Annotated in this window: 15 protein-coding genes; 6 read left to right on the top strand and 9 right to left on the bottom strand. The window is 66.2% G+C overall.

What is annotated here, in order from left to right; all coding sequences use genetic code 11:
• From B4M62_RS09275 to B4M62_RS09260, 4 genes are all read left to right on the top strand, one after another.
• A partial coding sequence (locus B4M62_RS09275; protein WP_290706930.1) for an NADP-dependent isocitrate dehydrogenase occupies nucleotides 1-930 on the top strand: 930 nt, incomplete at its 5' end.
• 17 nt (nucleotides 931-947) lie between these two features.
• Complete coding sequence (locus tag B4M62_RS09270; protein ID WP_290706928.1) at nucleotides 948-1,802, top strand: exodeoxyribonuclease III; 855 nt, start codon at nucleotides 948-950, stop codon at nucleotides 1,800-1,802.
• A gap of 100 nt (nucleotides 1,803-1,902) precedes the next feature.
• Nucleotides 1,903-2,940 carry a tryptophan--tRNA ligase gene (gene trpS / locus B4M62_RS09265; protein WP_290706925.1) on the top strand — a complete coding sequence of 346 codons (1,038 nt, stop codon included), beginning with the start codon at nucleotides 1,903-1,905 and terminating at the stop codon, nucleotides 2,938-2,940.
• Nucleotides 2,941-2,957: 17 nt separating this feature from the next.
• Nucleotides 2,958-3,971: a YhjD/YihY/BrkB family envelope integrity protein gene (locus B4M62_RS09260; protein WP_290706923.1), complete on the top strand. Its 1,014-nt coding sequence runs from the start codon at nucleotides 2,958-2,960 to the stop codon at nucleotides 3,969-3,971.
• A 67-nt stretch (nucleotides 3,972-4,038) separates the two neighbouring features.
• On the opposite strand, the gene B4M62_RS09255 is transcribed toward B4M62_RS09260, so the two are convergent.
• The 6 genes from B4M62_RS09255 to sdhC all read right to left on the bottom strand — a co-directional run bounded on the left by B4M62_RS09255 (nucleotide 4,039) and on the right by sdhC (nucleotide 9,325).
• On the bottom strand, nucleotides 4,039-5,325 hold the full coding sequence (locus B4M62_RS09255) for a D-alanyl-D-alanine carboxypeptidase family protein (protein ID WP_414651813.1): 1,287 nt from the start codon (nucleotides 5,323-5,325) through the stop codon (nucleotides 4,039-4,041).
• A 42-nt stretch (nucleotides 5,326-5,367) separates the two neighbouring features.
• Complete coding sequence (locus B4M62_RS09250) at nucleotides 5,368-5,769, bottom strand: hypothetical protein (RefSeq protein ID WP_290706921.1); 402 nt, start codon at nucleotides 5,767-5,769, stop codon at nucleotides 5,368-5,370.
• A gap of 111 nt (nucleotides 5,770-5,880) precedes the next feature.
• On the bottom strand, nucleotides 5,881-6,669 hold the full coding sequence (locus B4M62_RS09245) for a succinate dehydrogenase iron-sulfur subunit (protein ID WP_290706919.1): 789 nt from the start codon (nucleotides 6,667-6,669) through the stop codon (nucleotides 5,881-5,883).
• Nucleotides 6,669-8,423 carry a succinate dehydrogenase flavoprotein subunit gene (gene sdhA, locus B4M62_RS09240; protein ID WP_290706917.1) on the bottom strand — a complete coding sequence of 585 codons (1,755 nt, stop codon included), beginning with the start codon at nucleotides 8,421-8,423 and terminating at the stop codon, nucleotides 6,669-6,671. Before sdhA ends, B4M62_RS09245 begins: the two co-directional genes overlap by 1 nt.
• Nucleotides 8,424-8,460: 37 nt before the next feature.
• The gene (locus B4M62_RS09235; RefSeq protein WP_290706914.1) at nucleotides 8,461-8,907 is read right to left on the bottom strand and encodes a succinate dehydrogenase hydrophobic membrane anchor subunit; all 447 of its coding nucleotides are present in this window, start codon (nucleotides 8,905-8,907) and stop codon (nucleotides 8,461-8,463) included.
• A 13-nt stretch (nucleotides 8,908-8,920) separates the two neighbouring features.
• Entirely contained in the window at nucleotides 8,921-9,325 is a 405-nt protein-coding gene (gene sdhC / locus B4M62_RS09230; protein WP_290706912.1) for a succinate dehydrogenase, cytochrome b556 subunit, read from the bottom strand.
• Nucleotides 9,326-9,582: 257 nt separating this feature from the next.
• Here sdhC and B4M62_RS09225 point away from each other — a divergent pair, with 257 nt between their 5' ends.
• Nucleotides 9,583-10,731: an adenosine deaminase gene (locus tag B4M62_RS09225; RefSeq protein ID WP_290706910.1), complete on the top strand. Its 1,149-nt coding sequence runs from the start codon at nucleotides 9,583-9,585 to the stop codon at nucleotides 10,729-10,731.
• Between the two features lie 56 nt (nucleotides 10,732-10,787).
• On the opposite strand, the gene B4M62_RS09220 is transcribed toward B4M62_RS09225, so the two are convergent.
• A complete protein-coding gene (locus B4M62_RS09220) occupies nucleotides 10,788-12,095 on the bottom strand; it encodes a primosomal protein (RefSeq protein WP_290706908.1) in 1,308 nt (435 codons plus the stop codon).
• 105 nt (nucleotides 12,096-12,200) lie between these two features.
• On the opposite strand from B4M62_RS09220, the gene B4M62_RS09215 reads away from it, so the two are divergent.
• Nucleotides 12,201-13,421 (top strand): AI-2E family transporter, encoded by a 1,221-nt coding sequence (locus B4M62_RS09215; RefSeq protein ID WP_290706906.1) that lies wholly within the window; start codon nucleotides 12,201-12,203, stop codon nucleotides 13,419-13,421.
• Here B4M62_RS09215 and B4M62_RS09210 read toward each other — a convergent pair.
• Entirely contained in the window at nucleotides 13,384-14,334 is a 951-nt protein-coding gene (locus tag B4M62_RS09210; RefSeq protein ID WP_290706904.1) for a C40 family peptidase, read from the bottom strand. The genes B4M62_RS09215 and B4M62_RS09210 overlap by 38 nt on opposite strands.
• Nucleotides 14,331-14,648: a type VII secretion target gene (locus B4M62_RS09205; RefSeq protein WP_290706902.1), complete on the bottom strand. Its 318-nt coding sequence runs from the start codon at nucleotides 14,646-14,648 to the stop codon at nucleotides 14,331-14,333. The genes B4M62_RS09210 and B4M62_RS09205 overlap by 4 nt, the downstream gene beginning before the upstream one ends.
• Between the last annotated feature and the right edge of the window lie 35 nt (nucleotides 14,649-14,683).

Here is a 14,683-nt window from a genome sequence, read left to right as displayed (position 1 = left end):
ACGATCCGCAACATCCTCGGCGGCACAATTTTCCGCGCCCCGATCCTCATCTCCAACGTTCCCCGCCTCGTTCCGGGCTGGACCAAGCCCGTCGTCGTCGGTCGGCATGCCTTCGGTGACCAGTACCGCGCCACGGACTTCAAGGTGCCCGCTGCCGGAACCGTCACCATCACCTACACCCCGGACGACGGATCGGCGCCGATCGAGCACGAGATCGTCAAGATCCCCGAAGAGGGTGGCGTCGTGATGGGCATGTACAACTTCAACAAGTCCATCGAGGACTTCGCGCGGGCGTCCTTGAACTACGGGCTGCAGCGCAACTACCCGGTGTACCTGTCGACGAAGAACACCATCCTCAAGGCCTACGACGGCGCGTTCAAGGACATCTTCCAAGACGTCTTCGACCGCGAGTTCAAGGCCGAGTTCGACGCGGCCGGCCTGCACTACGAGCACCGGCTGATCGACGACATGGTCGCGTCGTGCCTCAAGTGGGAGGGCGGCTACGTCTGGGCGTGCAAGAACTACGACGGCGACGTACAGTCCGACACGGTCGCCCAGGGCTATGGTTCGCTGGGTCTGATGACGTCGGTGCTGCTGACCCCGGACGGCAGGACCTGTGAGGCCGAGGCCGCCCACGGCACGGTGACCCGGCACTATCGGCAGCACCAGCAGGGCAAGCCGACGTCGACCAACCCGATCGCCTCGATCTTCGCCTGGACTCGTGGACTCGACCACCGTGGCAAACTCGACAACACCCCGGAGGTGCGCGAGTTCGCCGAAGCGCTCGAGGACGTCGTCATCAAGACCGTCGAGTCGGGAAAGATGACCAAGGACCTGGCGCTGCTCGTCGGCGGTGATCAGGCCTACCAGACGACTGAGGAGTTTCTCGGGACTCTCGACGTGAACCTGGCGAAGGCGCTCAAGGCCTGAGTCGATACCGTGGCCGCGTGAGCATTTCGATTACGACGGTCAACGTCAACGGCATCCGGGCTGCAGTCAAACAACGCTCGGATGAGAACTGCGGCCTGCTTCCGTGGCTGGCCGATCTGGACTCCGATGCGGTTGCGCTGCAAGAGATTCGAGCGACCCGAGAGCAGGCACAGGAGGCGCTGGCCCCCGCGCTGGCGGCCGGCTGGCACCTGAGCATGAGTGAGTCGACCGTAAAGGGCCACGCCGGTGTCGGTGTCCTGACCCGCGCCGCGCCGTCGGCGGTGCGGGTCGGCTTCGGCAGCGACGAGTTCGATTCGTTGGGCCGCTATCTGGAGGTCGACGTGGCGACGGCGCTGCTCGGCGAGATCACCGTCGCGAGCCTCTATCTCCCCAAGGGGGCCGTCGATCCGGCGAATACCACTACCGCGACCGAGGGTGATGCGCGCAAGTTCGCCGAGAAGAAGCGCTTCCTCGTCGAGTTCGGTGCGCACCTGGGCCGGCTAGCCGAGGCCGACCGCCCGGTGATCGTCGGCGGCGACTGGAATATTGCGCCCGCCGAGAACGATCTCAAGGCGTTCAAGACGAATAGGCGCAGTCCGGGCTTCCTCCCGCACGAGCGCGAATGGGTCGCGGCGCTTCTGGGGGGCGGTTGGGTCGATGTGGCCCGCCAGCTGACCGGCGACGTGCCCGGCCCGTATACGTGGTGGTCGTGGCGGGGAAAGTCGTTCGACAACGACGCCGGGTGGCGGATCGACTATCACCTGGTCACGCCCGGCCTGGCCGCGCGTGCGGTGAAGTCAGATGTCCATCGACCTGCGGCGTACAACCTCCGGTGGTCCGACCACAGCGCGGTCACGACGGTCTTCGGCTAGCCGGTCGGCCGATCGGGTGGCCCGCCGGTGGCAGTTCCGGCCGCTGGCCACCGTTGCGCCCGGAAACTCCCCGTCGTGGCCGGTCTGAAAGACTGGAACCATGAGCAACGACGAGCGTGCGACGGCCCGCCGCGTGCGGGTGCTTTCGGGCATCCAGCCGACCAGTGACTCCTTCCATCTGGGCAACTACCTGGGTGCGGTGAAGCAGTGGGTGGCACTTCAGGATGAGTTCGACGACGCGTTCTACTTCATCCCCGACATGCATGCGATCACCGTGCCCAACGACCCGGCAAAGCTGCGGGAACGGACCCGGCTGTCGGTGGCACAGCTGTTGGCGCTTGGCGTCGATCCGTCGAAGTCGACGATCTATGTGCAGTCTCATATCCCCGAGATCGCCCAGCTGACCTGGGTTTTGTCGTGCATCACCGGGTTCGGCGAGGCCAACCGGATGACACAGTTCAAGGACAAGTCCGCCAGGCAGGGGGCTGAGGCCGCCGGCGTCGGGTTGTTCACCTATCCGATCCTGATGGCCGCCGACATCCTCGCCTTCCACGTGGACGCGGTGCCGGTGGGCGAGGATCAGCGACAGCACCTTGAGTTGACCCGGGACCTTGCCAATCGCTTCAACACTCGCTTCGGTGAGACGTTGACTGTGCCCCGGGCCTACATCGTCAAGGAGTTCGCCAAGATCTACGACCTGCAGAATCCGACCGCGAAGATGAGTAAATCGGCCGACTCCGATGCCGGGCTGATCAACCTCCTCGACGAGCCGAAGCGATCGGCGAAGAAGATCCGGTCTGCGGTCACCGACAGTGATTCGGTCGTCGCCTTCGACCGCGAGAACAAGCCGGGTGTCTCCAATCTGCTCACTATTCAGGCGGCGCTGACCGGACGCACAATCGACGACCTCGTCGCGTCCTATGACGGCAAGCAGTACGGCCATCTCAAAGTCGACACGGCCGACGTTCTGACCGATTTCGTGACACCGCTGCGGGGGAGGGTCGACGAGTTGCTCGCCGATCCGGCACACCTCGACGCCATCCTCGCGGCAGGGGCGGCGAAGGCCAGGGCGGTCGCGGCGCCGACGCTGCGCGAGGTGTACGACAAGATCGGTTTCCTCGCATCGTCGGCAACCTAAGGGTACGTTCGGGGCCAATGCCATCGTTGCCGCCACCACTCGCCTCGGCCTGGAGTACTGCCTCCACCGTTGGTGGACGAGTCGCATCGTGGGGTGGCGATGTGTGGGCGTCGCTGCGCAAGCGGCTGCCGATCATCGATCGGATCATGGCTGCGCTTGCCCGTCACGACGCGCACTACGGTGGGGCGTTCGCTTCGGCGATGAGTTTCCGCACCGTGATGGCCATGGTGCCGATGCTCATGGTCGGGTTCGCGACTGCCGGTTTCATCTTGAACGCTCATGCCGACCTGCTCGATCAGTTCCGGCAGTCGATCGTCGATGCCATTCCGGGTGAGCTGGGCCAGACTGTCGCCAAGACGATGGATTCTGCGGTGCAATCGCGCACCACCGTCGGCCTCCTCGGTCTGATCGGTGCCGCGTGGACCGGGGTGAACTGGATCTCGGGGCTGCGGGAGGCGATGACGGCGATCTGGGGTGGGCGAGTGAACCGAAACCCTCTCCTGGGCAAAGTATTTGACCTGGGTATGTTCGTTGTTCTCGGCCTGGGATTCGTCGCATCTCTGGTGCTGAGCATTGCGACCTCCGGCAGTCTCGCCGATCGCTTTCTGGTGTGGCTGAACCTGGACTACTGGGACGCCGCGGTCATCGCCGTCCAGGTGTTGGCCCCGGTCATCTCGATTCTCATCCTGTGGCCGCTGCTCACCTTCGTCTTGGCGAAGGTGCCCCTGGTGAACCTGCCGCTGCGTAACGCCGCCAAGGCGGGACTCGCCGCGGCGATCGCGATGGAGATCCTCAAGGTCCTCGCCGGCCGGGTGATCGAGTCGACCAGCACTGGGCCGGCAGGGGTGGCGTTCGGGTCCATCATCACCGTCATGGTCGTCACCAACCTGATCGCGCGCATCATGTTCTACGCCACCGCATGGTGCGCAACGGCGCCGATTAACGCCGGGTACCTGCTCGACGGCGACGGTGCCGAAGATCCTGAGCCCGGCGAGGAGGCCGCTGACTCTGGGGCGGGCACCCCAGCCTAAGCCCGCTGCGGGTCATTCCGGTGGAAACCTGGGTACGGTCGGCCGCAATTCTGGGCACGGCCGACGATTAGTGCCTGGACAGGGTTCGAATGCCGAGGAAGCCCAGACCGCCGACGACGAGCGCGGCGATCAGGCCGAGGACGAGACTGTTGTCGAAGAGGCCGGACGACTCCGCCGGCGCCGGCGACGCGGGGGCCGCCACGGGTACCCGCGGCGGCGTTGCCGGATCGGCCGCCTGCCGGCCTGCCAGGGTGCCCACGGTGGCGCCCCGTGGTGCGCGGCCACCCCATCGGAACAGGTCTTTGGCCTGGGCCCAGTACGAGGAGGATTCGGTCGACAGTCCGTAGAGTTGCACGATCAGCACCTCGCGCGACCCGACACGGGCGGCGCCCACGTACGTCTTGAGTGCGTCGTCGGTGTAGCCCGTCTTCCCGCCCAGCACGCCGGGGAAGCGTTCGGCCAGAAGGTTGTTCGAGGTGACCATCTCGTAGGCGGGATGGTCGGGGTCGCCGGGGATCTCCGGGCGCGGCGGGTAGCCGGGGAAGCGGTACTGACGCGTGCCGATGATCTCGCGGAACGTCGGGTTGGCCATCGCGGCGCGGAAGATGACGGCGAGATCGTAGGCCGACGTCGACATCCCCGGGGCATCGAGGCCCGATGGCGAGGCCGCGCGGGTGTCTAGCGCGCCGAGATCCTTGGCGCGGGCGTTCATCTTGCCCAACGTGGCCTCGACGCCGCCGAGCTGCCGGGCGATCACCATTGCGCAGTCGTTGCCCGACGCCATCAGCAGGCCGGTCACCATGTCGCGATTGGTGTAGTGCCCGCGTGGTCCCGTGCCGCAGGAGTCGCCCTCGGTCTCGTACTCGGCACGGTGCACGGACACCGGTGCGTCGAGGTGGAGTTCGTCGAGGGCCACCAGTGCCAGGAGCACTTTGATCGTCGACGCCGGGCGATAGCGTCCGTGCGGATCCTTCGCGGCCAGGATGTCGCCGGTACCCAGGTCGGCGACCAGCCACGCGGCCGAGGTCAGCCTGGCCGGGGGTTGGCCCATTCCATCGGCGACGACGACGCCGCAGGTGGATAGTCGCGGTCCACCGGCCGGCGGCATCTGCAGGGGTAGGGGCCGGGGGGTGGTCGCGCCCGGCTTGGGGACTTCGGAGGTGTCGACGGCGGGCGGCGTCGCTGATCGGTGGGGACAGTGATCGGTCGGGGGCGTCGTCGGATTGACGCCGACGACGTGGCCGGGCCCAGGCGGATCAGCCCACGCAGACGAGTTGCCGAGCGCCACCGTCCCGATAATCAGAACACCCGCGATCTGTGCGAGGGCGGTCAGCCGTCGAACGTCATCCCCCAAGGCAATCACGCCCAACCCTAACAAGGGGGCGGCACCGGTCGGCTACGACGCGCAGGTCACCCGGGCGCCGCTTCGGAGTGCGGTGTGCTGATCTCGCAACTCGTCGTTGACGGTGACCACGCAGCGAGCGAAGGAGCCGGTCGTGGTGAACGTCGCGGAGAGTCGGAGGGTGGTCGACACTGCGGTGTAGACCAGCGTCGAGGTCCACAGTCGTGCGGCGCCGACCGGCTCGACGAGGACCGTTCGCTCCTGGCTGCGCGGCCGATTGAGTGCGTCGAACCAGGTGGACGGACCATTGTCCTGACGGTCGGAGACAAATGTGATGGCGACGCGATCGCCGGCGACGGCAGTCGGCCGGCCCGGGTCGGCACCCGCCGGTGGCGGGACGACCGTTCCGGCGATCAGCCAGAGGAGTATCAGAAGGCGAATGAGGTGAGCAGTCATACCTTCTTAGACGCACGCGGCCGGCGATTGGCTCCCCGTGCCCGTGAAACGGGCGAACCCCCGTCGAGAAGGAGAGTCGACGGGGGTTCGGGAAGCCGATTGCGGCGGCGGTCAGCGCGAGAACATCAGAGCGCGCTTGACCTCTTGGATTGCCTGGGTGACCTGGATGCCGCGCGGGCAGGCATCGGTGCAGTTGAAGGTGGTGCGGCAGCGCCAGACGCCATCGACCTCGTTCAGGATGTCGAGGCGTTCGACGGCAGCTTCGTCGCGGCTGTCGAAGATGAATCGGTGCGCGTTGACGATTGCGGCGGGGCCGTAGTACGAGCCCTCGTTCCAGAACACCGGGCAGCTGGTGGTGCAGCACGCACACAGGATGCATTTGGTGGTGTCGTCGAATCGGGCGCGGTCTTTCTGCGACTGAATTCGCTCCATTGTCGGCTCGTTGCCGCTGGTGATGAGGAATGGCTTCACGGCGCGGTACGCGTCGAAGAAGGGCTCCATGTCGACGACGAGGTCCTTCTCCACCGGCAGACCCTTGATCGGCTCGACGGTGATCGTCAGCTCTTTGCCGGCATCCTTGGGCAGCAGATCCTTCATCAGCAGCTTGCAGGCGAGGCGGTTGACGCCGTTGATGCGCATTGCGTCCGAACCGCAGACGCCGTGCGCGCAACTGCGCCGGAACGTCAGGGTGCCGTCGAGATAGCCCTTCACGTACAGCAGCAGGTTGAGAAGGCGATCGGTCGGCAGGGCCGGGACGCGGAACGTCTCGAACCCGCTGGCGTCAGGATCCTCGGGGTTGAACCGGTAGATCTTCAGATTCACCATGCGCGCCTCGGCCGGAACCGGGGGCAGCGGCGGCTCGCCCGATTCGACGGGGGTGCCTTCGACGGTTGCAGTCATCAGTACTTGCGCTCCATCGGCTCGTAGCGGGTCTGGACGACGGGCTTGTAGTCCAGCTCGATGTCGGCGATCAGGCCGGGGCCCTTCTTGTACGCCATGGTGTGTTTCATGAAATTCGCGTCGTCGCGGTCCGGGAAGTCCTCGCGGGCGTGGCCGCCGCGCGACTCCTTGCGGTTGAGCGCGCCGACGACGGTGACTTCGGCCATCTCCAGGAGGAAGCCGAGTTCGATGGCCTCAAGCAGGTCGGTGTTGAAGCGCTGTCCCTTGTCGTGGACCCGCACGTGGTTGTAGCGCTCCTTGAGTGCCATGACATCGGCGAGTGCCTGGGTCAGCGTCGCCTCGGTGCGGAACACCGACGCGTTGTTGTCCATGGTCTGCTGCAACTCGGTGCGGATGTCGGCGGCGCGCTCATTGCCGTGCTCGGACAGGACGCCTTCGAGCCATCCGTCGACCATCTCGGTCGGGTTATCCGGCATCGGAACGAAGTCGTGGCTGTTGGCATAGTCGGCGGCCGCGATGCCGGCGCGGCGACCGAACACGTTGATGTCCAGCAGCGAGTTGGTGCCCAAGCGGTTGGCGCCGTGCACCGAGACGCAAGCGCACTCGCCCGCGGCGTAGAGGCCGTGGACGACCTCGTCGTTGTTCGCCAAGACCTGGCCCTCGACGTTGGTCGGAATGCCGCCCATGACGTAGTGACAGGTGGGGTAGACCGGCACGTACTCGGTCACCGGGTCCACGCCGAGGTAGGTGCGGGCGAACTCGGTGATGTCGGGGAGCTTCTCGTTGAGGACATCCTCGCCGAGGTGGGTCACGTCGATGTAGACGTAGTCCTTGTTGGGGCCGGCCCCACGGCCCTCGAGGACTTCGAGGACCATCGAGCGCGCAACGATGTCGCGCGGCGCGAGATCCTTGATCGTCGGGGCGTAGCGCTCCATGAAGCGTTCACCGTCGGCGTTGCGCAGGATTCCGCCTTCGCCGCGGACCGCTTCGGAGATCAGGATGCCCAGGCCGGCCAGCCCCGTCGGATGGAACTGGTGGAACTCCATGTCCTCCAGGGGCAGACCCTTGCGGAAGATGATGCCCATGCCGTCGCCGGTCAGCGTGATGGCATTGGACGTCGTCTTGTACATCCGGCCCGATCCGCCGGTCGCAAAGATGATCGACTTGGCGTGGAACACGTGGATCTCACCGGTCGCCAGCTCGTAAGCGACGACACCGGTGGCGACCTTCTCGCCGTTCTCGTTCTCGGTGAGGGCGATGTCGAGTGCGTAGAACTCGTTGTAGAACTCGACGTCGTGCTTGACGCAGTTCTGGTACAGCGTCTGCAGGATCATGTGGCCGGTGCGGTCTGCGGCGTAGCAGGCCCGGCGGACCGGGCTCTTGCCGTGGTCGCGGGTGTGCCCGCCGAAGCGCCGCTGGTCGATCTTGCCCTCGGGGGTGCGGTTGAACGGCAGACCCATCTTCTCCAGGTCGATCACCGCGTCGATGGCTTCTTTGGCCATGATTTCGACTGCGTCCTGGTCAGCGAGGTAGTCGCCGCCCTTAACTGTGTCGAAGGTGTGCCACTCCCAGTTGTCTTCCTCGACGTTCGCCAGGGCGGCGCACATGCCGCCCTGCGCCGCGCCGGTGTGGCTGCGCGTCGGGTACAGCTTGGTGAGAACGGCGGTGCGGGCTCGGGGTGCGGCTTCGATTGCCGCCCGCATCCCGGCGCCGCCAGCGCCGACGATGACCACGTCGTAACGGTGTTCCTGCATAACTGGTGGGTCTCCTTGTGACGGACGCGGGTGGGGACTAGCTACCGGTATTGAAGGTCAGCAGGGCATAGGTGCCCAGGACGAGGGTCAGGATCATTGACACCCCGAGCAGCACGTTGAGCCAGAAGCGGGTCGAGTCCTTGCGGGAGTAGTCGCCGATGACCGTGCGGATACCGTTGCCGCCGTGCAGCTGGGCGAGCCACAGCATCGTCAGATCCCAGATCTGCCAGCCCGGGCTGGCCCAGCGCTGGGCGACGAACTCGGAACTGATGCGGTGCACTCCGCTGTCCCAGGTCAGCATGATCGCCATGTGGCCGATCACGAGGAAGATCAGGACGATGCCGGAGAAGCGCATGAACATCCAGGCGTACTTCTCGAAGTTGCCGCCCCGGGGCTTGCGCGGGGAGCGGGGGTTGTCCAGTGATGGCGGACGGTCGTAAGACGTCAGGAGCGTCTTCGCGGGCTGCGGGGCGGCGGTAGTCATCGTGTCGAGTCCTTTAGAACGCGTGGCTGATAATGAGCTGCAGCAGACGGATGGCGGCGGCACCGAAGACGACGGTGAACAGTGCGACGACCACCCAGAGCATCTGTCGCTGGTAGCGCGGGCCCTTCGACCAGAAGTCGATGAGGATGACGCGCACGCCGTTGAAGGCGTGGAACAGCACGCAGAAGACGAGTGCGATCTCCATGAGACCGATGATCGGCGTCTTGTAGGTGTTGATGACCGCGTCGTAGTCGTCCCGGTTGATCCGGATCACCGCGGTGTCGAGGACGTGGACGAAGAGGAAGAAGAAGATCGTCACGCCGGTGATGCGGTGCAGGACCCACGCCCACATCCCTGGGTCGCCCCGATAGATCGATATCTTGCGCACCGGAGCGGGCGCCGTCGTGGGTGTGCTCATGGCGGAATTCGGCCTCCGAACGTGGTTTCCATAGGTCCCGATGAGATGACTCTAAACCCTGGTGATCGGTCGGTGAAAAGGACCCGAAAGGAATTCCAATCCAACAACGCGGAACTAAGGTTTGCCTTACCAATCAATGTTCTGGTAAAGGCTCGGAAATGACGCGGTCACAGGGTGTCCTTAGTTGTTCGCGCACTGTTCGCGCCGAATCCGGGTGTGCAGAATGTCTCACCCGAATTCTGTGTCACGCTCAACAGATGAGCGCCGATCCCGCCTCCATCACACCCGCCGGCCAGACCGAGCCGATCACGCCATCGACCCTGAGACTGGCGCCCAAGGTGGTCCTGCACGACCACCTCGATGGTGGGCTGCGCCCGGCCACCATCATCGACCTGGCACGCGAGTCGGGGTATGCCGAGCTGCCCACCGAGGATCCCGAGCAGCTGGGGCGGTGGTTCGTCGACAGCGCCAACGCCGGATCCCTCGTCCAGTACTTGCGGACCTTCGGGCACACGGTCGCGGTGATGCAGACCCTGGGCGCGCTGCGCCGGGTCGCCCGAGAATGCGTGGAAGACCTCGCCGCCGACGGCGTCGTCTACGCCGAGGTGCGCTTCGCCCCCGAACTTCACCTCGAACAAGGGCTGACCCTCGACGAGGTGGTCGGCGCGGTGCTCGCCGGGTTCGACGAGGGTCAGCGCACGGCGGCCGCGGCCGGCCACCGAATCGTCGTCGGATGCCTGGTCACCGCCATGCGGCATGCGGCCCGTTCAACCGAGATCGCCGAGCTCGCCGTCCGGTTCCGCTGCGACGGGGTAGTCGGCTTCGACATCGCCGGGGCGGAGGCGGGCAATCCGCCGACGCGACACCTGGACGCGTTCGACTACCTGCGCGCGCACTGCATGCGCTACACCATCCACGCGGGGGAGGCGTTCGGGCTGCCGTCCATCAAGGAGGCCATCGGCTACTGCGGGGCCGACCGGCTCGGACACGGCGTCCGGGTCATCGACGACATCACGCTGCCGCCCGGGGTCGATCCCGCCGCCGATTCGCTGGCCGGGGCCCGGCTGGGCGACGTGGCCAATTACGTGCGCGACAAACGGATCCCGCTCGAACTGTGCCCGTCGTCGAATGTGCAGACCGGCGCCGTCGCCGACCTCGCGTCGCACCCGTTCAACACGCTGGCGCGGCTGCGCTTCCGCGTGACCGTGAACACCGACAACCGACTCATGGGTGACACGACGATGAGCCGTGAGTGCGCGCTGCTGGCCGACCAGTTCGGCTACGGGTGGAACGATTTCGAGCGCTTCGCCGTCAATGCGATGAAGTCGGCGTTCATCCCGTTCGACAAGCGAATGGAACTCATCGACGGTGTGCTCAAGCCCGGCTACGCGGTCTTGATCGGCTAATTCCCCACCGTCGGTCGAGCGACCGCGGCAGGGAGCCGCCGTACCGCGGCCCGAAGCTAGGCCTTGCGGTCGATCCGGTCCTCGAAGTCGTGGACCAGCGCCCGGAACGCTTCGGACTCGTTGTCGAACGGCGGGCTCGGCGCCAGCCGCTTGGGATCGGGGTTCGTCGCGTAGTCGATGAACCAGCCCAGCGGCGTCGTCGAACTCAGGGCATCGGCCACTGCATCGTCGTCGGCGTACTCGCCGGCGTCGAGGAGTAGTTCGACGGCCAGGTCCAGCTGTTCGCCGTCGACTCGGCGCGGACCATCGGCGATGTCCTCGGCGAGGCCGGGGAGCACATAGACGTTGTCCTCGTACACCTCGAACTCCAGCGAGCCGTCGGTGGCCGCGGCGCGCACATCGTCGAACGTGGACACCCGGGTCAAGTCGTGGTCGTCATCCTCCGCGAGGAAGCGGGTGATCGAACGCACGGAAGGGAAGACGAAGATCGACCCGCGCTTGCCGAGGAAGATCGGCTCGTCATCGAGGTAGCAGCGCAGTGAGAGGTACTCGCCGTCGGACGTCGTGATCTGAATCGGATCGATGCCGACATTGACCCAGAAGTCGTCTTCGTCGATGTCTCCGTCGAGCAGCTCGGCGGCTTCGGTGTCGTCGTCGTCGTCGTCGACGAGCGAACGGGCGTCGGTGTCGTCGTCATCGCTATCGTCGTCGCTGCCGACCAGATCGAGGTCGTCGTCGGGCTCGTCCTCGTCCTCGGCTGAGGCGGCGGCGGCCAACTCGGCCTCGGCGGCCACGACCGCGGCCTCGTCGACCTCGGGGGTGGCGAGCACATCATCGAGCGCGTCGATGACGCCGTCCCAGTGTTTGGCGATGAGCCGGCCGATGCGGACCCACAGATCCTGGCCGTCCCGGCCGACGAAGTTGCGGGTGCCCGCGGTGACCGCGCCGAGGATCGGGTTGCCGTTGAAGAACTTGGTGATCGTGTTCAGCTCGCACACCTCACCGAGGGTGCGCACGATCTCCAGCGCGTCCTCCAGCTCGGCGATGTTCTCCGGCGTCGGGTCATCGGCGGCCAGCTCGGGTACCCCGACGAGATCGTAGGTGTGCCGCTTGTCCGGGACCAGCTCGTCGCCCTGGAGTTCGACGACGGTCGGCCACGCCGGATGGTCGACGAGGTCGTGTTCCTCGTCGGTGGTACGGATGTATCCCACGAGGTGGGCCACGTCGTCAAAGCCGTATAGATCGTCCTCGAGCCCGAGGAACGCCTCCCACTCCTCGTCGTCCTCCCGCCAGCGCGGGGCCCAAAGGGTATAGGCGTTTCCGTCGGTGAGACCCAGCTCAATGGGGACGATGTCTCCGGCCATGGGGCAAAGCCTAACCAAGGAGTGCGGCCCGCGTGAACGCCGGGGTCCGTCGGGGGATTGGGGGCTTGCCGAACAGCGGTGTTTGCGCCCACCTACGATGATGGGATGTTGACCGACTTCACCCCGAATGAGCGCAGAGCGCTTGGGATCATGACGGTCCTGGCCCTGCTCTTCGGGGCTTATTTCTTGCGCCACTATCTAGTCCTGATGGGCTTCGCCGCGGTGCTCGCGTACCTGTTCCTGCCGATCTACCGCCGGCTCGCGAACAAGATGAATAGCGGCCTGGCGTCGGCTCTGACCCTGATCAGCGCCATCGCGATCGTCGCTATCCCGGTGAGTGCGGTGATCACGCTCGCCGGGATTCAGATCGCCCAAATGGTCGACAGCGTCCGCAAGTGGTTGCAGACCGCCGACCTGACGCAAGTCGGTCAGCGGCTGCTGGAATCGATCAACCAGTTTCTCGTGAAGGTGCCGTTCGTGCACGTCGATCCGCTGACGATGGACAAGGTGCGCGATGTGGTCTCGAACATCGCCGAGGCGGGTGGAAAGTTTGCGCTGGGATTTGCGCGGGACTCCGCGGGCGGCCTCGCCACGACGGTGACGATGGCGATCATCTTCCTCTACGTGTTCTTGGCGCTGTTGACCAACGGGTCGAAAGTCGTCGAGATCGTCAAAGACCTCAACCCGCTCGGCCCAGAGGTCTCCGACATCTACCTGAGCAAGATCGGCTCGATGGTCACCGCGACGGTGCGCGGCCAGTTCGTCATCGCGTTCGTGCAGGGCCTCGCGGGCGCGATCTCGATCTATATCGGCGGAATCCACCAGGCATTCTTCATGTTCGTCATCTTCTTGACGGTGCTCTCGATCATTCCGCTCGGCAGCGGCATCGTCACCATGCCGCTCGGCATCGGCATGGCGCTGACGGGCAACGTCGTCGGCGGCATCTTCGTCTTTGTGTTCCACCTGCTCGTGACCACGAACATCGACAACTTCCTACGACCGATGCTGGTGCCGCGCAACGCCCACCTGCATCCGGCGCTGATGCTGCTGGCCGTGTTCGCCGGACTCGGGATGTTCGGGTTCGCCGGCATTGTTTTCGGCCCGGTGCTGATGATCATCATCGTCACCACCGTCGATATGTACCGCTCGGTCTACAAGGGGGCGGCGTGGGTGGACGATTTCGAGTCGGCCGGCGACGACGACGACGATTCGGGCAAGCCGCGCTGGTGGCGGCGGGTGCTGCATCGGGGCGGATCGCCGAGCCAGGATGACTCCGGCGCATCGACCCTCACCGTGGCCGGTAAAAGCCCTGGAAGCCCTGATTGAGGTTCGTCGTGCGGATCGGGTTGACCTGCACCGGGTCGCCCGCTTCGACCATGAGGCCGTCACCGATGACCATCGCGACGTGGCCGTCCCACACGGCGAGGTCGCCCGGCTGAACCCGGGCCTGGTCGATGCGGACACCCGCATCGTCCTGGTCCTGGGCGAGCCGGGGGATCTCGACCCCGGCCTGGTGGTAGGCCCACTGGGTCAGTCCGCTGCAGTCGAACCCCTGCGTCGTCGTCCCGCCCCACAAATAGGGAACGCCGCGCTGGCTCAACGCGGCCCGGACAGCGGCCGCCGCCCGCGCGTTGGGCGCGTGGACGACCTTCCCGTTGGGCAGGGTGACCGCGAGAGAACCATCCTTCGCCCCGTCGCCGCAATCGGGAGTGGCGGGCGCCGGAACACGCTTCGGGGCAGGGTGTTTCGAGTTGGCGAGCAATGCGGCTGCATCGGCGCGCAGTTCGTCCCGCGTCTGCGCCACGATTGCCGCACCGCGGGCGACGTGGTTGAGCGCGACCGGTAGTAGCGCCAGCAGGCCCTCGATGCGGTAGAGGGCTGAGCCCAAGGAGTTCGCGGCCCGCGCAAAGGAATCGAGGAGGCGGTGCACCTCGGTGGCCGCCTGGCCGACTTTCGCGCCGGCCACGTCAACGATTGAGGCCGACGACGAGTTCGCGGTCGCCGACCGCCGGTGGCGGGTGGCGATTGATTCGGATGCGTGCGCCGCTGCGTCGGCGCCGCGTCCGGCCCACCCGTCGTCGAGTGTCTGGGCACCGCCCTGGGCATCGCGCGCGGACCGGTGCGAGGTCGTGGCAGAAGTCCGCAATTCCTCGAGTGGGCCGCCGGCCGGCAGCGTGCCCGTCCCCAGGGTGGTGACGAGGGCGCGCAGCGGCGCGATGAGAGCCTCGGCGCCGGTCATCGTCGACCGGTCCCGGTGAGCCCGCCGACACGCGTCGCGGCGCCGGAGTCCGTGCGCGCGTAGCCCTCGACGCCGCTGTCGGTGGCGGCGGCGATCGATCGGTGGTGCGCGCCGAGGTCGTCCTGGTAGTGGGCGGCTCGGTCGAGAACCTGGGCCAGCGCGGTGAGGAACTCGGCTCCGATCAGGCCGAATGCCGGCAGTAGCGGGGCAAGGTCCCCGCGCAGCGCCGCCGCCGACGCAGTGGCCTGCTCGGCGCTGGCGCGATGGCCTGCGGCGAACCGGTGGGCAGTGGGGGCATGCAGTATGACCGTCATGTCGAATTGGACGCACCACAGCGCCGAACGGTTCC

The organism is Gordonia sp. UBA5067, assembly GCF_002414845.1.
GTDB lineage: Bacteria > Actinomycetota > Actinomycetes > Mycobacteriales > Mycobacteriaceae > Gordonia > Gordonia defluvii.
Note: the sequence above shows the minus strand (reverse complement) of the source record. Positions and strands in the feature narration are given on the sequence as shown.